Annotated in this window: 18 protein-coding genes, 2 tRNA genes and 1 pseudogene; 12 read left to right on the top strand and 9 right to left on the bottom strand. The window is 55.6% G+C overall.

The genetic code is table 11. The annotated features are described in order from the left end of the window. Nucleotides 1-36: 36 nt before the first annotated feature. A complete protein-coding gene (shiA, locus tag CWM54_RS09605; RefSeq protein WP_100696830.1) occupies nt 37-1,356 on the bottom strand; it encodes a shikimate transporter in 1,320 nt (439 codons plus the stop codon). Nucleotides 1,357-1,662: 306 nt separating this feature from the next. Between shiA and CWM54_RS09595 the strand changes: the two genes are divergently transcribed. Beyond that, nucleotides 1,663-2,160 carry a molybdopterin-dependent oxidoreductase gene (locus CWM54_RS09595; protein ID WP_061153970.1) on the top strand — a complete coding sequence of 166 codons (498 nt, stop codon included), beginning with the start codon at nt 1,663-1,665 and terminating at the stop codon, nt 2,158-2,160. Nucleotides 2,161-2,170: 10 nt separating this feature from the next. Further along, nucleotides 2,171-4,081, top strand: coding sequence for a putative bifunctional diguanylate cyclase/phosphodiesterase (locus CWM54_RS09590; protein WP_100696828.1), 1,911 nt, complete (start codon nt 2,171-2,173; stop codon nt 4,079-4,081). A gap of 4 nt (nt 4,082-4,085) precedes the next feature. Here the strand turns inward: CWM54_RS09590 and CWM54_RS29065 are convergent. Next, a pseudogene (locus CWM54_RS29065) lies at nt 4,086-4,205 on the bottom strand (hypothetical protein); the annotation flags it as partial. A gap of 97 nt (nt 4,206-4,302) precedes the next feature. On the opposite strand from CWM54_RS29065, the gene CWM54_RS09585 reads away from it, so the two are divergent. After that, entirely contained in the window at nt 4,303-4,635 is a 333-nt protein-coding gene (locus CWM54_RS09585; protein ID WP_061153971.1) for a DUF1971 domain-containing protein, read from the top strand. 6 nt (nt 4,636-4,641) lie between these two features. Continuing rightward, entirely contained in the window at nt 4,642-4,977 is a 336-nt protein-coding gene (locus tag CWM54_RS09580) for a DUF1869 domain-containing protein (RefSeq protein ID WP_100681259.1), read from the top strand. A gap of 5 nt (nt 4,978-4,982) precedes the next feature. On the opposite strand, the gene CWM54_RS09575 is transcribed toward CWM54_RS09580, so the two are convergent. Further along, the gene (locus tag CWM54_RS09575) at nt 4,983-5,897 is read right to left on the bottom strand and encodes a LysR substrate-binding domain-containing protein (RefSeq protein WP_100696826.1); all 915 of its coding nucleotides are present in this window, start codon (nt 5,895-5,897) and stop codon (nt 4,983-4,985) included. A 131-nt stretch (nt 5,898-6,028) separates the two neighbouring features. Here CWM54_RS09575 and CWM54_RS09570 point away from each other — a divergent pair, with 131 nt between their 5' ends. The 3 genes from CWM54_RS09570 (at nt 6,029) to CWM54_RS09560 (ending at nt 8,797) form a co-directional block, all read left to right on the top strand. After that, nucleotides 6,029-6,604, top strand: coding sequence for a hypothetical protein (locus CWM54_RS09570; protein WP_100696825.1), 576 nt, complete (start codon nt 6,029-6,031; stop codon nt 6,602-6,604). Nucleotides 6,605-6,782: 178 nt separating this feature from the next. After that, nucleotides 6,783-7,619 (top strand): alpha/beta fold hydrolase, encoded by an 837-nt coding sequence (locus tag CWM54_RS09565; RefSeq protein WP_064323654.1) that lies wholly within the window; start codon nt 6,783-6,785, stop codon nt 7,617-7,619. Nucleotides 7,620-7,825: 206 nt separating this feature from the next. Next, nucleotides 7,826-8,797 (top strand): sensor domain-containing diguanylate cyclase, encoded by a 972-nt coding sequence (locus CWM54_RS09560; RefSeq protein WP_012541130.1) that lies wholly within the window; start codon nt 7,826-7,828, stop codon nt 8,795-8,797. Here CWM54_RS09560 and CWM54_RS09555 read toward each other — a convergent pair. Beyond that, nucleotides 8,794-9,894, bottom strand: a complete 1,101-nt coding sequence (locus CWM54_RS09555; protein WP_100696824.1) for a phosphotransferase — start codon at nt 9,892-9,894, stop codon at nt 8,794-8,796. The genes CWM54_RS09560 and CWM54_RS09555 overlap by 4 nt on opposite strands. A 159-nt stretch (nt 9,895-10,053) precedes the next feature. On the opposite strand from CWM54_RS09555, the gene CWM54_RS09550 reads away from it, so the two are divergent. Continuing rightward, nucleotides 10,054-10,326 (top strand): type II toxin-antitoxin system PemK/MazF family toxin, encoded by a 273-nt coding sequence (locus tag CWM54_RS09550; protein ID WP_319823384.1) that lies wholly within the window; start codon nt 10,054-10,056, stop codon nt 10,324-10,326. 53 nt (nt 10,327-10,379) lie between these two features. On the opposite strand, the gene CWM54_RS09545 is transcribed toward CWM54_RS09550, so the two are convergent. After that, nucleotides 10,380-10,455, bottom strand: a tRNA-Asn gene (locus tag CWM54_RS09545). Nucleotides 10,456-10,460: 5 nt separating this feature from the next. On the opposite strand from CWM54_RS09545, the gene CWM54_RS29495 reads away from it, so the two are divergent. The 3 genes from CWM54_RS29495 to CWM54_RS09535 all read left to right on the top strand — a co-directional run bounded on the left by CWM54_RS29495 (nt 10,461) and on the right by CWM54_RS09535 (nt 12,289). Continuing rightward, the gene (locus tag CWM54_RS29495; protein ID WP_219163281.1) at nt 10,461-10,640 is read left to right on the top strand and encodes a DUF5951 family protein; all 180 of its coding nucleotides are present in this window, start codon (nt 10,461-10,463) and stop codon (nt 10,638-10,640) included. An 8-nt stretch (nt 10,641-10,648) separates the two neighbouring features. Then, nucleotides 10,649-12,085 (top strand): EmmdR/YeeO family multidrug/toxin efflux MATE transporter, encoded by a 1,437-nt coding sequence (locus CWM54_RS09540; protein ID WP_165785906.1) that lies wholly within the window; start codon nt 10,649-10,651, stop codon nt 12,083-12,085. 128 nt (nt 12,086-12,213) lie between these two features. Then, nucleotides 12,214-12,289 (top strand) — tRNA-Asn (locus CWM54_RS09535). 176 nt (nt 12,290-12,465) lie between these two features. On the opposite strand, the gene CWM54_RS09530 is transcribed toward CWM54_RS09535, so the two are convergent. Both CWM54_RS09530 and CWM54_RS09525 read right to left on the bottom strand, forming a co-directional pair. Then, nucleotides 12,466-12,768, bottom strand: a complete 303-nt coding sequence (locus CWM54_RS09530) for a helix-turn-helix domain-containing protein (protein WP_061153979.1) — start codon at nt 12,766-12,768, stop codon at nt 12,466-12,468. 4 nt (nt 12,769-12,772) lie between these two features. After that, nucleotides 12,773-13,126, bottom strand: coding sequence for a type II toxin-antitoxin system RelE/ParE family toxin (locus CWM54_RS09525; RefSeq protein ID WP_008804168.1), 354 nt, complete (start codon nt 13,124-13,126; stop codon nt 12,773-12,775). Nucleotides 13,127-13,329: 203 nt separating this feature from the next. Between CWM54_RS09525 and CWM54_RS09520 the strand changes: the two genes are divergently transcribed. Continuing rightward, a complete protein-coding gene (locus CWM54_RS09520; RefSeq protein ID WP_133122426.1) occupies nt 13,330-14,811 on the top strand; it encodes a hypothetical protein in 1,482 nt (493 codons plus the stop codon). An 88-nt stretch (nt 14,812-14,899) separates the two neighbouring features. Here the strand turns inward: CWM54_RS09520 and CWM54_RS09515 are convergent, their stop codons facing one another. Next, nucleotides 14,900-16,354, bottom strand: a complete 1,455-nt coding sequence (locus tag CWM54_RS09515; RefSeq protein WP_100696822.1) for an AMP nucleosidase — start codon at nt 16,352-16,354, stop codon at nt 14,900-14,902. Nucleotides 16,355-16,484: 130 nt separating this feature from the next. Further along, complete coding sequence (gene pmrD / locus CWM54_RS09510; RefSeq protein WP_061153981.1) at nt 16,485-16,730, bottom strand: signal transduction protein PmrD; 246 nt, start codon at nt 16,728-16,730, stop codon at nt 16,485-16,487. Between the last annotated feature and the right edge of the window lie 227 nt (nt 16,731-16,957).

Raw genomic sequence — 16,957 nt, 5'->3', positions numbered from 1 at the left:
TACCGGAGGGCGCGGGTCACGCCCCCCGCAGGTGGGTCAGTGGACGGTCTGTTTTTTCATCAGCAGGGCGGTGAGCGCCGACAGCAGGCATCCCGCGGTCAGATAGAGGGCCACGCTGTGCCATGAACCGCCGGAGAAGGTGACCAGCGCCGCGGCGATAAACGGCGTAAAGCCGCCGCCGACCACGCTCGCCACCTGGTAGCCGACGCCGGCGCCGCTATAGCGATAGCTGGCGCCGAACAGCTCGGTAAACATCGGTTGCTGGACGCAGACCACCATATCATGGGCGATATTGGCCAGCATCAGGGCGAAGAACAGGATCCAGAAGACGGACTGACTCTCCATCGCCATAAAGAAAGGAAACCCGCTCAGGGTACCGATCAGCGCCCCGGTGATATAGATCCGCCGACGGCCATAGCGGTCAGCCAGCCAGGCGAAGCAGGGGATAGTCAGGCAGCTAAGCCCGCCCACCAGCAGGCCGATGTTGAGAAACAGTTCGCGCGGCAGACCGAGGTTTTGCGTGGAGTAACTGAGGGCGAAGGCGGTGACGATATACATCGTCAGCAGCTCGCACAGCCGCAGCGCAATAATCAATAAAAACGCCCCCGGATGGCGGAGCAGCGCTTCCACCACCGGCAATCGCTTCTTCTCTGGCTGAAGGTTGGCCTGGCTCTGCTGTGCTTCAAACTCCTGCGATTCCGCCATGCCGTTACGGATCCATAGCGCAATAAGGACCAGTACCACGCTGAACAGGAACGGTAAGCGCCAGCCCCAGCTGAGGAACTGCTCGTCGGTGGTCAGGCTGCTGATCAGCGAGACCAGCCCGGTCGAGAGCAGCAGGCCGACGCCGTAGCCCACTTGCACCCCGCTGCTGTAAAAGGCTTTTTTTCCCTGCGGGGCGTTCTCCACCGAAAGCAGTGCCGCGCCGCCCCATTCCCCGCCGACGGCAAACCCCTGAACCGCCCGCAGGAACACCAGCAGCGCCGGCGCCCACCAGCCGATCTGGCTGAATGAGGGGAGCAGGCCGATGCAGGCGGTGGCGATACCCATCATCCAGACGGTCATCATCAGCATCCGTTTGCGCCCGAGGCGGTCGCCAAAGTGGCCAAAGATAATCCCGCCGAGCGGGCGAAAAAGAAACCCGACGCCGAAAGTGGCAAAGGCGGCAAGGGTTCCCATCGCCGGGCCGATCTGCGGGAAAAATTCGCGGTTGAACACCAGCGCGGCGGTAATGCCGTAGAGAAGAAAATCGTACCAGTCGACCACCGCGCCGGCAAAACTGCCCCATGCCGCCCGCCGGGCGCGAAGCAATGAATCTGGCGCCTCGACGGGCTGCACGCTTATTGTTGAATCCATACCCTGTCCTGTCAGTCACGTAATTTGTCGTTATTGGAATGAGACGCTTTTACTATTGCGTCTGCTCTGAGACTACCGCGCAGCGGCCCAGGAGGAAAGTAGTTTGCCTGCTAAGCGGGGAGATGGCACAAAAAAGAAGCGACGGGAAAGGCGGGCTAAATCACACCCTGTACTAAACAATCTGGCAATTTGCCAGCCAGCTTATACTTTTAATTAAATCAACGGATAACAAAGAGGGACACCTTTTAAGAATTGACGTAAATGGTTTACACTTAACATGTCTCCTTCTCTGGAATGGTGAGTTAAATGCGTCTACTTCTTGCAGTGTTATTTTGTTCTGTCATGTTGCCTTCTGCTTATGCTGAAAAACTGCCTGCGCCGACAGGAAAACCTGTACTGACCATTTCCGGAAAAATCGGGAATACGAACGTCGGTGACAAGGCCGTTTTTGACCTCGCGGCGCTGGAAAAACTGGGGATGAAGACGGTGGAAACCACCACCCCCTGGTACACCGGTAAGGTTCGTTTTGAGGGCATTCCCCTTAATAAACTCATGGATTTAGTCGGTGCTAAGGGCAAATCCGCCCGCGTGTTGGCGCTTAACGACTACACCACCATTATTCCGATTGATGATTTTTATAAATTCCCGGTCATTATGGCGTTAAAAATGAACGGCGAATATATGCGTGTTCGCGATAAAGGTCCATTATTTATCGTCTACCCTTACGACAGCAGCGCTGAATTACAAAACCAGATCTATTATTCCCGATCGGCCTGGCAAGTTTCTAAGATTATTATAGAGTAAGGGTTGGATCTTGAATCGAATACTCACGGCTATTATTTTGTCGTTATTTATTGTTACCGGATATATTACTTATCTGGTGCATGAGCGACAGAGTGAGTTGCAAAAATTTACCCGCTATACAGACTCGTGGTCAATGTCGCAGATGGTGTCGGAATATATGCGACTGGAGTCTCGTCTGGCGGGAATGGCGATCGGGGCCGAAGGGGCGGACCACGATGAGGCGCGCCTGCGCCTGGAGATCATGATGAGCCAGATCGAACTCCTGCAGCAGGGCGATCTGGGTAAATTTATTAACAAAAGCGAACAACGGAAGGCGGTGGTCGCGACGCTGATTCGTAATCTTCATCTGCTTGATAAACAAGTTGATACCATGACGCCGGAGCAGGTCAAACAGATCCTGCCGGTGTTGAGTGAACTGGATGGCCCCCTGACCTCAATGGCCGCCGCCACCCTGACGCAAGATATTAATATTGTTAATATCACGCATGATAAAATCCAGCATCTTTATTATATCTATTCGGTGATCTCCATTCTGCTGATCGCCATGTGTATTACTCTTGGTCTGCTGATGCTCCGGCAGAATAATAACCTGCGTCGCGCCCATGTGCGCATGAAGACGCTGGCCAACGATTTGCAGGCCTCGAAAGAGAAGCTGCAGGTGCAGAACCGCCGACTGCAGTACGATGCCTACCATGATTCGCTGACCGGTATGCCGAATCGTCTCTCTTTCTGGCAGCGGCTGCAGGAGATTGTCAACCAGGTGCGTCCCTATCAGGGTTGCGCGGTGGTGATGCTGTTCGACCTCGACAGCTTTAAGGATGTGAACGATACCCTCGGCCATGATGCTGGCGATAAGCTGCTGCAGGATCTGGCCAGCCGTCTCTCTTTTTTCCGCAAAACCTCCGAGACGCTGTATCGCCTTGGCGGCGATGAGTTCGCGATGCTCTCTTACGATCTGACTGAAGAGATGGCTCTCGAGCGCGCCAATGTGATACGGGAGAAGATCAGCCAGCCCTATCAGATCTACGATGCGCAGATTAATATCGACGCCTGCATCGGGATCGTTATCTCTGACGGCGAAAGCCGGACCGATTATCTGTACAAGTGTGCCGACCTTGCGCTGTACGAGGCAAAAAAAGAGGGTAGCGGTCATGTGCAAATTTTCCGGCCGGGCATGCTGCAGCGCCTGCAGGAGAATAAATCGTTCGAAGATGACCTGCTGCAGGCGCTGGGCCATGACGAATTTAAAGTCTACTACCAGCCGATCGCCGATACCGTTACGCGTGAAATCTACGGCTATGAAGCGCTGGTTCGCTGGTTCCATCCCGTGCGCGGCGCCGTGCCGCCGACGGTGTTTATTCCCGTCGCGGAGAAAATCGGCCTGATCAATACCCTCGGCGAGTGGGTGCTGAAAACCGCCTGCGCCGAAGCGGCCAGTTGGGCGACGCCGCTAAAAGTCTCGGTCAACGTTTCGCCGATTCAACTGATGAACACGTCGTTGACCGATACCATTATCGGTGTGCTGCAGCAGACCGGCCTCGATCCGCGACGCCTGGATCTGGAGATCACCGAGTCGGACGTGTTCAATGAGAATACCCGTTCGCTGGAAATTCTCAGCCAGCTGCGCGAGCAGGGCATTCAGATTTCCATTGATGACTTTGGTACCGGCTATTCTTCTCTGTCGCGTTTAAGCTACTTCCCGTTCGATAAAATCAAAATCGACCGCTCGTTTGTTATCAATATTCCGGAGCAAAAAGACGATTTGGATATCGTTCGCCTGATTATCAGTATGGGAAAGAGTCTGCATATGCGTATTGTGGCGGAAGGCGTGGAAACCGAAGAGCAGTTGACCTCGCTGCAGGCGCTGGGGTGCGACCTGGTCCAGGGGTATTTAATCGGCAAGCCGAGTCCGCTGCGCTAACAAATTTTAACGCATTTATTTTTATTCTCCCGGGCGATTTCAGGATCCTGAAATCGCCTTTTTTATTTTACCGCGTCGCTAATCCCTGAGAGGTATAAAAAGGAGTAGACGGTAAAATCAGCAATAAAATAATATCCTTAGCGTTTAAAAGGGGTATATGATATGCATCATAAAGGCTATTTCTGACCGTCGCATTTGAGACGGTAAAGTGAGGTACAATCATGCAGCGAATCATTATTCCCACCCATTACGTTCACACCCGCAGCACGCCGCTGTGGACCAAAGAGACCGCCCCGGCCTCTATCTGGCGCCGCCATCTGGATGCTGGCACCCGGCAGGGCGTCTATCCTCGTCTCTCGGTGATGCAGGGGGCGATCCGCTATCTCGGCTATGCCGATGAAACCAGCCCCGATCCTGTTGAAACCCTGACCATTGAAGCCGGGCAGTTTGGCGTTTTTCCGCCGGAGAAATGGCACTGTATTGAGGCGCTCAGCGAGGACACGGTTTTTAATGTCGACTTTTACGTTGATCCGAAAATTCTCATCGAGGGATAACCAGAGATGAACAGTGAAAATAAAGGCTATGCCTTGGCGGTAGAGAACGGCCAGCTTCACGAAAAACGCGAAAAAATATATCTCAAACCGATGGCGCTTTATATTCCTCAGCACGCGGTGGAGGCGGTAAATAGTCTGCTGGATGACCTGCCGGGTGGTAATGAAGAAGGGGAGTGGGTGTTAACCGTCACCAATAATAATAACGGCGTCTCGGTTGATAAAACCTTTTCCTCGCTGGCGGCGCTGCGCGACCCGCTCACCGCCGCTGATGCGGTGAAGGATCTGATCAATATCGTTCGCGGCTACGAGTCCGATGAAGAGACCAACGTTTGCGGCTGGTAAGCCCGCTACTCTTCCGCCGGATGGCGACCGTCACCTAATACCATCTGGCCGACCAGCCACTCCCGCAGAGCGATAATATCCGCGCGCTGCGCCGCTGCCTCGGTGGTGACCAGGTAGTAGCAGGCGCCCGGTAATGCACAGCTAAACGGCGCGGACAACACCCCGCGCTGCAGCAGATCCCGCGCCAGCAGTTCGCTGGCGATCACCACCCCCTGGCCGGCCACCGCCGCCTGCAGGGCATGGGTCTCATCGCTAAAGGTTAACCCCGCATCAATATTCAGCGTCGACGGCCCATAGCGGCGGCGCCAGTTCTCCCAGTTTGGCGAGTCGGCCGGCACGCGGCGGTTGGCGACGTGAAACAACGTCACCCGCTGCAGATCTTCATGCCGGGCGAGTCCCAGCGACGGGCTGGCGACCACGATAAAACGATCTTCATACAGCAGCGTGCAGCACAGGTCCGGCTCCGGCGTTTCACGATAGCGAATCGCGGCGTCCACGGTACCCAGTTGCAGATCCACCCGTTCGACGCTGGTGTGCAGACGCAGGTCGATAGCCGGAAAGCGGGCAGTAAAGTTCGCCAGCCGTGGCACCAGCCAGTGGGTGAGAAAATTGGAGGTGGTGGTGACAGTTAAGGATGGCGGCTGACGGGCATGAGCGATCTGGACGACGGCTTGCTCCAGGGCGCTAAAGGCGCGCTGCGTGGCGGCGTAGAGGATCTCGCCATCGGCAGTCAGGCTAACGCCCTGCGCGCTGCGTTCGCACACCCGGCACGCCAGCACCGACTCCAGCTGTTTAATCTGATGGCTGACTGCCGTCGCGCTGACGCCGAGCGCCTCGGCGGCCTGTTTAAAACTGCGGTGGTGGGCGACGGCATGAAAGGCGCGCAGCGCCCCCAACGGCGGTAGACGGGGTGTTCTCATGGCTGAGTTTTTCTCATCTATGGCTGAAAACTATGCGTTTGTGTAAGGCAATATAGTGGCGCTAGGCTATGGGCATGTAAAGACAATGGCATGAATTAAATTCATGCTAGCTGGCATGTCAGGAGTCAATCATGCACGTTGTAAGCCGCTACACCGCCGCGGACGCGGCGGGGATTATCGAGCCGCGTGGCCGCGCCATCGCCCTGAGCGTGGCTTTTGCCGCCGGAGTCTTGCTGTTAAACATGGTTCCCGTTATCGGAGTGACCGGCGTGCTGAGTCTGCTGACGGCGCTAATCGCCGCTTGCGGCGCCGGGTGGGGATCCACACGCGGGCAGTCATGGCTTTATCGCTCGCCCCTGGCGGCGACACGCTGGGCCTTTCTGCTGTCGGCGGCCGGCTGGCTGCTGGCGCTGGTGGCCTGGTATGGCGGGCAGGACTGGCCCGCCATGCTGCCGGGCGTGGCGTGCGGCGGGGCGGGGGCGGTTGTCGCCTGGCGGATTGCGGCGGGACGGTCGGTGCAGTGTGGGCCCAGAGTCGGTGGCGCAACGCTGCTGAGCGTGGTCGTTGTCATCGTGGCGACGCTATTGGCCCAACACACTGCCGGGGCCGGGCGCAGCGGCGTGTGCTTCGCCTTCGCCGTGCTGCTGGACCTGTCGCTGCTCGGCGCGCTGATCGTGCGTATCAGGCAGCAGGAGAGTGCGGCGTAAGTGAGTCCGGGAGGCAAATGAAACGAGACGGGGTAAGTCACCCGGCGTGGTGACAAATTTCTTCTACACTGTTACAGGCATCACATTCCTGTGCGGTCGGCACTCCTGCCGGCCGCCGTCGGCATTCAGCCCAGGCACGGGCCTGCAGGCTGGTTATCCTGAAAGAGGAGTCTGTAATATGGCATTTGTCACCACCCAAGACGGCGTCAACATTTACTTCAAAGACTGGGGTCCAAAGGAAGCTCAGCCGATTGTCTTTCATCACGGCTGGCCCCTGAGCGCCGACGACTGGGATAACCAGATGTTGTTTTTCCTTGCCGAAGGTTTCCGGGTCATCGCTATCGACCGTCGGGGTCATGGCCGCTCCGATCAGGTTAGCGAGGGGCACGATATGGACCATTACGCGGCGGACGTTTCGGCGGTAGTGGAACATCTGGATCTGCACAATGCGGTCCACGTCGGGCACTCCACCGGCGGCGGCCAGGTCGCCCGCTACGTCGCCCGCTACGGCCAGCCGCAGGGCCGGGTGGCAAAAGCGGTATTGATCAGCGCCGTCCCGCCGCTGATGGTGAAAACCGAGCAGAATCCGGGCGGTACGCCGATCGAGGTGTTTGACGGTTTCCGCAAAGCGCTGGCGGCGAACCGCGCCCAGTTCTATCTCGACGTCGCCTCTGGCCCGTTCTATGGCTTCAATCGTGACGGAGCTGAAGTGTCGCAGGGGACGATCCAGAACTGGTGGCGACAGGGAATGATCGGCAGCGCCAAGGCCCATTATGAAGGCATCAAGGCGTTTTCAGAGACCGACCAGACGGAAGACCTTAAGTCGATCACCTTGCCGGTGCTGGTGTTGCAGGGGGATGACGACCAGGTGGTTCCCTATAAAAATGCGGCCATCCTGCAGGACAAGCTGCTGCCAAACAGCCAGCTGATCATTTATCCTGGCTTCCCGCACGGGATGCACACCACCCACGCCGATACCATCAACGCCGATCTGCTGGCGTTTATCCGCGCCTGATCTTCCCCCTTTGCCGGACAGAATGCCGTTAATGGCATTCCGCCAGTGCCCTGGCCGCCCGTCGCCGGGGCACGCTGGTTGACGAGCAGGGGAAATCTGCTTAACTCATGGGATACCTGACGACTATTTTCCCCCTGGCAGGATAAAACGCCGGGTTTCTCTGTAGAAACCCGGCAGAATTCTGCGCAAGAGACAAGAGAGAGACAATGAAATTAGCCGGACTTCATCCCGACGAGCAGCGTCGCCTGCAATCGCTACGCTCTTCCGGGCTGTTGAATAGCGGAAAAGAAGAACGCTTCGATCGCCTGACCAGGCTTGCCCGTTCGCTGTATAACCTGCCGGTGGCGTCCATCAGTCTGGTGGGGGAAGATCTCCTGCATATTAAGTCCTGTGCCGGTCTCGATGTGGACACGGTGCCGAGAGATATTTCATTTTGCGCCCATACCATCCTGCAAACCGACCCGCTTATCGTCAACGACATGCAGCAGGACGAGCGCTTTCACGATAACCCGCTGGTCATTGCGGCGCCGTATATCCGCTTTTACGCCGGGTATCCGGTGCAACTGCCGGATGGCGCGACCGTTGGATCGTTCTGTCTGATGGATCACCAGCCGCGTTCATTTTCCGCCCATGAAATGCAGATCTTAAGCGATCTGGCGGCGATCGTGGAGGATGAGTTCAAGGTGCTGGATGCAGCAACCTCTGATGAGCTGACGGGACTGTTTAATCGCCGGGGATTCCTTACCCTGGCGGAGTATGCCCTGCTGACGGCCCAGCGCCGCCAGGAGCCGGTAAGCCTCGCCTTTGTCGACCTCGACCGCTTCAAGCACATCAATGATACCTGGGGGCATGAAGAGGGCGACCGCGCGCTGATCGCCATCGCCGATTTGATGAAAGCGGCCTTCCGTGAGTCCGATATCCTCGCCAGGCAGGGTGGGGACGAATTTATCATTCTGTTCGCCAATACCAGTCGCCACGATGCCGCGACAGCGATGGAGACGCTCAGTCACAACGTGGCCCGTTTCAACCAGCAGGCGGCTCACCCCTGGCAGCTGGCGTTCTCCTGGGGCTGCGTCGAGTACGATCCCGCCAGCCATCCCAGTCTCAACGCGCTGGTGGCCACCGCTGACCGGCTGATGTACCAGGCGAAGCAGAAGCAGGGTCGCGAGCGTCGCTAACCTGGCGTGGAGGCGTTCTGCAGGTACCGCTGCGCCAGCTGCCGCTTCTGCGCATAGCTGCTGAGCAGCGCCTGCTGTGATTTGCCTTCGTTATCGTAAAACAGACCGCCTTCGTCGGCGATAAAGCGATAATGCTGTTCCAGCTGGCCTATCACCCAGTCGATACGTTGCAGGGTGAGTAAGGTACACGACTGGCCATGCAGATCGTCTTCGATATCCAGCACGTGGGAGCGGAAAGCCTCCACAGCAAATAACCGGCTCAGCGCGGCTGGGTCCGCCAGCGCCGACGCCCAGCGCGCCGTTATCTGCTGAAAATGGGCCTGCACCTGCGGGGCGGCCTGTCGGGCGCGGAGCCAGGCGAGCTTGCGCCGGTAGCTTTCGACCGCCAGCCGCTTCAGATCGCGATAGTGCGCCAGCTGCTGCTCCGCGCCGGGAACCTGGGTCATCAGCCAGCTAAAAAAGAAGCGGGTCTCAAAGCGCTCGACAAAGTGGAACAGCGGATCGGCCAGACCGTTGCTGTTGAATTCCCTGAGCGGATCGAAGGGATACATGTAGCCAAAATCGAACAGCCACAGCTGCTCCTGATGGTCCACCAGCAGATTTCCACGACAGAGATCCCACTCCATCAGCCCCTGTTCCTCACAGGCTTCCAGGGTAGTAAATAGCTGGGCGATCAGCGGCGGGGTCAGATGGTGAATCAGCTCGCCATCGATCCACGGCGAGAGCAGGATGCCGAGGCGATAATCGGCATACAGCGTTGGGACGATGTGGGTGAAGCGCGGGGCGGTGACCGGGTTATCCTTCAGCCGTTGCAACGCTTGCCGGCGCTGCACTTCATTTAAAAACGACAGCTGGCCGTTGAGGTTGGCGACGCCGGCGACGGCGCGTCGTTTTTTTAAATTGTACTCCTTGCCGGCGATGCGCAGCCGGTAAACCTCGCCGGTCAGTCCCGAGCCGTATACCTGCACTACATAGGGTGAATCGGGGCCCAGCGCAGCGAGGGTTTCTGGTGGCAGCGGGCAGTGGCTGACGTCGCCGACGATAAGGGGTTCTCCGCTGCGATCGAACGCCTGCTGTTGCTGTTGTCTGAGGTTCATGGTGCCTCCGGGTGTAACGTTAGACAGCGTGGATAATCCACGCTATCTCACCCGCAAGCGGCAGTGAATTCATCCTACTGACGGGGGCTTTTTCAGGCTGAGCTGGGGTGCGTTCACGGAGGATACTCGGGGCGTAGGGCGGCGGCAGGGAAGGGCGCAGTGAGTCTCGGCGGGTTCTGGCGGCTGGAGGCATCGTTTAACAAGCTGACCCGGCTACCGGTCGTGGTTCCCGTCACCAGCGGCGGAAACTTTGCACGTACAGCAGGCTTCACGGTTTCACTGGAAGAGGCGGGGACCAAAACAACAGGTGTTATTCGCTGCGACCAGCCCAGAACTATCGATATGGCGGCCCGGAACGGCAAGCGTCTGGAACGCATACCTGACGCCGTTGTCAATGAGGTGCTTGCCAGGCTGGATGCGATTCTCAGTTAACGTCAGCGACGCAAAAAAGCAAAAAGCCTGCTCGAAAGCAGGCTTTTTAAATGTGGCTCCTCTGACTGGACTCGAACCAGTGACATACGGATTAACAGTCCGCCGTTCTACCGACTGAACTACAGAGGAATCGTGTGGAGTCGTATCTTAGCGGCGAAAAATCTTTTGTCAAACATCAATTCGCCTGTTCAGGTGCAACTGCCGCTTCCATCAACAATTTGTTGTCATTTCCGACAATTATTCAGGAAAAATACTTTGCAGGATATCCATTTCTCAATCATCATTTGAAATGTTGTTTCAACATCTCTCACTAAGGTCTCTCTTGAACGTCACCTCCGCCGTACGCCAGGCCGTCGAACGGACATCCTGGTTTAAAAAACGTCAGCGTTATCGTGTGCTGTACTGGCGCGAAATCAGCCCTCTCGCTGTACCCATTTTGCTGGAAAATGCCTGTGTGCTGTTGATGGGGGTATTGAGCACCTTCCTTGTCAGCTGGCTGGGAAAAGAGGCCATGGCCGGGGTGGGGCTGGCCGATAGCTTTAACATGGTGATCATGTCGTTCTTTGCCGCCATCGATCTTGGTACCACGGTGGTGGTGGCTTTTAGCCTTGGCAAGCGCGATCGGCGGCGGGCGAGAGCGGCCGCGCGTCAGTCGCTGGCCATTATGACGCTGTTTTCCATTTTACTGGCGGGAGTGATTCATGCCTTTGGTCAGGAGATTATTGATTTTGTTGCCGGTGACGCCACTGCGCAGGTCAAGGACCTGGCGCTGACCTATCTGGAGCTGACGGCGCTGAGCTATCCGGCGGCGGCGATTGCGCTGATCGGTAGCGGTGCACTGCGCGGCGCCGGAACCACCAAAATCCCGCTGCTGATCAACGGCGGGATGAATATCCTCAACATCTTAATCAGCAGCGTGCTGATCTATGGCATCTTCTCCTGGCCGGGGCTGGGGTTTGTCGGCGCCGGTCTCGGGCTGACCATTGCCCGCTATATTGGCGCCGTGGCGACTATATGGGTGCTGATGGTGGGCCTCAATCCGGCGCTGCGGTTGTCGCTGAAGAGCTACTTCAAACCCTTTAACTTCGCCATTATCTGGGAGGTGATGGGGATCGGCATCCCGGCCAGTATCGAATCGGTCCTGTTCAATGGCGGCAAGCTGCTGACCCAAATGTTTGTCGCCGGGATGGGTACCAACGTTATCGCCGGCAACTTTATCGCTTTTTCAGTGGCCTCGCTGATTAACCTGCCGGGCAACGCCCTCGGCTCCGCCTCGACGATCATCACCGGCAAGCGACTGGGGAAAGGGCAGATTGGTCAGGCTGAATTCCAGGCCTGGCACGTATTTTGGCTGTCGACGATCATTCTGACGCTGATCGCCTGGGGCAGCGCCCCGTTCGCCGGCTTCATTGCCTCGTTCTATACCCATGAAGACGACGTGAAAGAGGTGGTGAAGCAGTTGCTGTGGCTCAACGCCCTGTTTATGCCAATCTGGTCGCTGTCGTGGACCTTACCCTGCGCGTTTAAGGGGGCCCGCGACGTACGCTATACCATGTGGGTGTCGATGCTGGGGATGTGGGGCTGCCGGGTGGTGGCGGGCTATACGCTGGGTATCGTGCTGGGGATGGGCGTGATTGGCGTGTGGTTGGGGATGGTGCTCGACTGGGCGGTGCGCGGTGTGCTGTTTTACTTCCGCATGGTGAGCGGTCGCTGGCTGTGGAAGTACCCGCGCGTGAAGGCCACGTCGGAGAAAACCTGAGCCGTTTGCGGGGATGAACGCCATTTTTTGCGCAAAGTGAAGAATAATTCGGCAAACGATTCATTTTATTGAAAACAGGCTTTGACAGCGCCGGGCGTCATCGATAATATGCGCCCCGTTCACACGATTCCTCTGTAGTTCAGTCGGTAGAACGGCGGACTGTTAATCCGTATGTCACTGGTTCGAGTCCAGTCAGAGGAGCCACATTTAAGAAGCCTGCTTTCGAGCAGGCTTTTTGCTTTTCAACATCTTTTGGCCGTATAAAAAGTATCAGCTCATAATGGCTTCCAGTCGGGTCAGCACTTCATTCACAATATCTGTCTATCTACAGGATCTCCTTACCCACCGCAGGCGCATCGATCCACTCTCGATACCCTACGCTACAAAACAAACTCATAGTGCGACCCGTCCGGGAGCTCAACATCAAGCCGCAGCTTACCACCCGCCGCTTCAACATAACGCTTAAGGGTAGAGAGCTTCAGGTCGCGGCCCGGTTTTTCCATTCCTGCAACGGTAGGCTGTTTTATGCCTAAATCCTGAGCCATTTCTACCTGGGTCTTCTGCACCTTCTCACGTAGTTCGGCAAGATGAATATTAAGCAGGATATCCTTAGCAATAGCCTGAGCTTCGGCAACGACATCCGGTTTTTCATCTATAAGAAGCTGTTCCAGCGTTCTGCCCATCGCGTTACTCCTTCTCTTTCAATCTGTTAAGCCAGTTCGTGAATTCCCGATCTGCGACCGCGAGCATCTCATGGTAAAACCGTTTTTCATTGCCGACCTTATTTCCGGCACAAAGCACAATGCCGGTACGGGCCGGGTCAAAAGCAAAAAACGCCCGTATTGGATCGCCCCGGCTCTGAACACGCAACTCTTTCATGTTGCTGTAGCGGGAACCTCTGATCGTATCGGCATAAGGTCTGGACAAACCCGGCCCCTTTTCCCGCAAGACCAACAGCGCTGCCAGCACGCTGGCCCGATCGATATCATTGAGCGAGGTAAACCAGCGATCAAACATATCCGTTGTTTTAATCGTCCACACGGGACCTCCAGGTTAATATAGGTTAAATACTATATAGATGTAAAGCTATAAGGGTAATAATGAAGCGATGGAATGAAGGATTCATGCGTTGTTACTGCAATGCTGAAGACGCATTCGGGTATTTCTGTGCATAACATGCAAGGTGTTCACCGTTTTACGAGCTGTGCCGAGAAACCAGATCAGGGATTGATGCAGTGTGAAGAGTGACCTTAGCTGCAACGCAGCCCGACATTTTCAAAGGTATTGTCGGTAACGGGACGATCAGCCTGGAATCAGGCCGCTTTTTACATGTCATGAAGCGTAAGAGCAACCCCGAGGGCCATTTGTTGCATGGGGGAAATCACATCAATGCGGATCACACAGTCACTTCTATAAAATACCGTTTCCATTGCCGCACGGGCTCGTATAATCAGATGCGAATGGAACTGCGAGCTGATTATTCACTACACTCTTTTTTGTTAATGGAAATAACGATGAAAAGTAAATGCTTTATTATAGTATTGATATCTACACTCTTATTAAGCGCCTGTGCATGGACTTCGCGAGGTAAAATCAACCGTAACCTGGAGAGCGCTTCCTATCTGGCAAATAAGAATTCATATTCTTCTTCCTATTGTGACAGCCTTGATTACCTGAAGGGAGCCCTGACAATCGCGCAGGCTAAGGGGAGTGCCGGTCTGCAAGCCAAAGTATTGCAGGCCTATGTCGATAATTATAATAAAATTATAATTAATCTTAAATATATTCATGCACAATCTAGTATTAATGATCTTTGGCAAAAAGGCGAAAGCTATGCCTGCTGGATGCCGGAGATGCGCCGCGTCATGCCCTTAATGACGGCAGAAATGAAAGCGCAGATTCATCCTGAATCTTACCCATCCACGGCTAACGAGCAAAAAGGAAGGGATCTGGCGGGAGAGGCTTTTTATCAACTGGCGCAAAAAGAAAAAAATAAAACAGTGAAGCTCCATGACCTGCTTGCAACTTATCGTTACAGCCCATGGCGTAAAGGTCTTAATCACGATCTGCAAACGGCTTATGACAATGCAACCAATCATATCATTATAAAAATTGCCGGAGACCGGGCTATCGCGGGTAAAGATGTATTGAGGGAAGGTGTTATTCCCGGACTTCGTCACTATTACGCGGCAAAATCACTCGATGAACGCAAAAAAGAAGCCAGCGACAGGAATAAAGTGCTTCCTTACCCTCTGGAAGTCAGCTGTATGTGTCACTATGTCTTCGACTATCCCAGTGCCCCACAAAAAACCGGTACAAATTTTGTTATTACATTGCGCTTAACCAAAGCCGAACGTGAATCCGGAAGTTACAGAAGGACCGCGCCGGAAGAAAGAGAGGGCGTCACACAGCAGTGTTACGATGTCCCTGTTTTCAGTCGCGACGGCAAAGGGAAAAAAATGAAAACCGGTGAAACGAAAACCCGCTGTGTCAATAGCACCTATACTTATACTGAAAATGCCGTTTACAGCGGAACAGAATATACGACCACCCTGAAGGGAAAAATAATGATGAGTATGAATGGTCGCACCATACTCAAAAACCAGGACATTATTGGCTATGAATCGACCGAGTCTTCTTCCGCAGATAGCCTTGAAAAGGCCCAGAATGATATTGTCCGGTTTATGGCTTACAAAATAAAAGTGGGCATCTTCAGCGCCAAATGACTCTGCTCGCCGGTGGGGATATCGCTACACACTGACGATCCCCTGCGGGGAACGCCAGCGTGTTTCCTTTTTATCCCTGCGTCACCGGTTAACGGAACGGTGGCTCGTTGAAGGTGCGCAGCTTACGCGAGTGCATGTGATCTCCCTCGGCGCGCAGCAGGTCGATCGCCCGGATGCCTATCTGCAGATGCTCGGAGATGGCGCCCTCGTAGAAGCGGTTGGCCTGGCCCGGTAGCTTGATTTCACCGTGCAGCGGTTTGTCCGAGACGCAGAGCAGCGTGCCGTAAGGCACGCGGAAGCGATACCCCTGGGCGGCGATGGTCGCGCTCTCCATATCGATAGCTACCGCGCGGCTGAGATTAAAGCGCAGCGCCGAAGCGGAATAGCGCAGCTCCCAGTTACGGTCGTCGGTGGTCACCACCGTTCCGGTACGCAGCCGCTGCTTCACTTCCTCGCCGGGCATCCCGCTTACCTGCTTGGTGGCGTCGTAGAGGGCGCGCTGCACTTCGGCAATGCTGGGGATCGGAATATCCGGCGGCAGTACGGCATCCAGCACATGATCGTCACGCAGATAGGCGTGGGCCAGCACATAGTCGCCGATAGTCTGGCTTTCGCGCAGGCCGCCGCAGTGGCCGATCATTAACCAGACGTCCGGCCGCAGTACCGCCAGATGATCGCAGATGGTTTTGGCGTTAGCCGGGCCGACGCCAATGTTAATCAGGGTGATCCCCTTGCCGTCGTGCGTGAGCAAATGCCAGGCCGGCATCTGATGCTTTTTCCACGCCAGATCGGAAATAGCCTGTTCAGGCGCTTCCGTTTCCGCGGTGATCCAGATCCCGCCGGCGCAGGAGAGGGCGATATAGGGGCTGTCGGGATCGAGGATCTGGCTGCAGCCCCAGCTGACGAACTCATCCACATAGCGGGTATAGTTGGTGAACAGTACGTAGGGCTGGAAGTGTTCCGCCGGCGTGCCGGTGTAGTGTCGCAGACGCGCCAGCGAAAAATCGACGCGGCGTGCGTCAAAGTGTGACAGCGGATAGAACTCGGTAGGGTGGAACAGGCCATCCGCGGTCTCATCGCCAATCTGTGACAGCTCGGTGGTGGGAAAATAGCGCGTCAGACCAGCGCTCATCGAGCGGTCGAGGGTCAGGGTGGAGCCATCTATCACGTAAGGATAGGGGATCTCATGCTGCGACAGCTCGACGCTGATATGCGCGCCATAGTCCTGATACAGCAGGGTCAGCTGTTCCAGCAAATAGCTGCGGAACAGTTTCGGATTCGTAATGGTGGTGGTATAGCAACCGGCATGGGTAAAACGCCCCCAGGCGCGCGTTTTGAGGGCCTTATGGTCGGCGCCGTCCCAGGAGACCGACAGCTGCGGATAGACAAAAAGGCCTTCCGCACGGGCTTCGGTATCAGGGAGCGTATTATGGTCGATATAATCGCCGATGGCCTTGCGTAACGCCGTGACCGAGGCTTCATAGCGCGCTTCCAGCTCGGCAAGCGCTTGTTCCGGGGTCAGACTGGCGGCCTTGTGATTCATTATTCGCTCCTTGTTTCAGGTCTGCTGACATTCCCGATAGTATGTCACAGCGCGAAAAGGACGAAGGGGAATTTATATATTGGATGCGAAGATACTGAGACCATAACTGGCTAAGGGCCTGGCGTGTTCTTTATCCGCCGAGGTTGGCCCAGCGCTCACTGCTATAATGAGTGGCTTTGAGGATCTTCAACGTCTGCGCCGGGTTATTATTCAGACAATAACGAGCATTGGCCAGCGGAGTGAGTTTATCGCCTTCCTGCAGGTGGAGGCGACAGGCTTCAATTTCCGCAATCATCTCCAGCGCACCGCTCTGCAGCACGACGCAGCAGGGGCTGGTCATTGAATTTTTTCGTACTTTTTTTACCCACCACTCCATCTATATCTTCCTGTCCTGTTTGTGTCCCTGCCGATAATTCATGTTTTCTCAAGGTCTGACAATAAGATTATCCCCTTGGTTTATACAGTATTTAAAAATACGCGACCGAACGTTGATCTCATCGGTAGGTTTTTTTTCACCAAACATGAATGATCTGCCGGGTTTAATTTCCCGGAACCGATGACTATGCTGAGAAGCAGACAGTGAAAATAGCCTGTCAGGAATAG

This window comes from Klebsiella sp. D-Nf1, from assembly GCF_002810515.1.
GTDB lineage: Bacteria > Pseudomonadota > Gammaproteobacteria > Enterobacterales > Enterobacteriaceae > Klebsiella > Klebsiella variicola.
This window is presented reverse-complemented; position numbering and strand designations above follow the sequence as displayed.

Coding starts and splice junctions, on each gene's coding strand:
- CWM54_RS09555 (WP_100696824.1), bottom strand. CDS start 9,894: ATGAACCTCAGACAACAGCAACAGCAGGCGTTCGATCGCAGCGGAGAA.
- pmrD (WP_061153981.1), bottom strand. CDS start 16,730: ATGGAGTGGTGGGTAAAAAAAGTACGAAAAAATTCAATGACCAGCCCC.
- CWM54_RS09515 (WP_100696822.1), bottom strand. CDS start 16,354: ATGAATCACAAGGCCGCCAGTCTGACCCCGGAACAAGCGCTTGCCGAG.
- CWM54_RS09585 (WP_061153971.1), top strand. CDS start 4,303: ATGCAGCGAATCATTATTCCCACCCATTACGTTCACACCCGCAGCACG.
- CWM54_RS09530 (WP_061153979.1), bottom strand. CDS start 12,768: ATGGGCAGAACGCTGGAACAGCTTCTTATAGATGAAAAACCGGATGTC.
- CWM54_RS09595 (WP_061153970.1), top strand. CDS start 1,663: ATGCGTCTACTTCTTGCAGTGTTATTTTGTTCTGTCATGTTGCCTTCT.
- shiA (WP_100696830.1), bottom strand. CDS start 1,356: ATGGATTCAACAATAAGCGTGCAGCCCGTCGAGGCGCCAGATTCATTG.
- CWM54_RS09565 (WP_064323654.1), top strand. CDS start 6,783: ATGGCATTTGTCACCACCCAAGACGGCGTCAACATTTACTTCAAAGAC.
- CWM54_RS09580 (WP_100681259.1), top strand. CDS start 4,642: ATGAACAGTGAAAATAAAGGCTATGCCTTGGCGGTAGAGAACGGCCAG.
- CWM54_RS09560 (WP_012541130.1), top strand. CDS start 7,826: ATGAAATTAGCCGGACTTCATCCCGACGAGCAGCGTCGCCTGCAATCG.
- CWM54_RS09570 (WP_100696825.1), top strand. CDS start 6,029: ATGCACGTTGTAAGCCGCTACACCGCCGCGGACGCGGCGGGGATTATC.
- CWM54_RS09575 (WP_100696826.1), bottom strand. CDS start 5,897: ATGAGAACACCCCGTCTACCGCCGTTGGGGGCGCTGCGCGCCTTTCAT.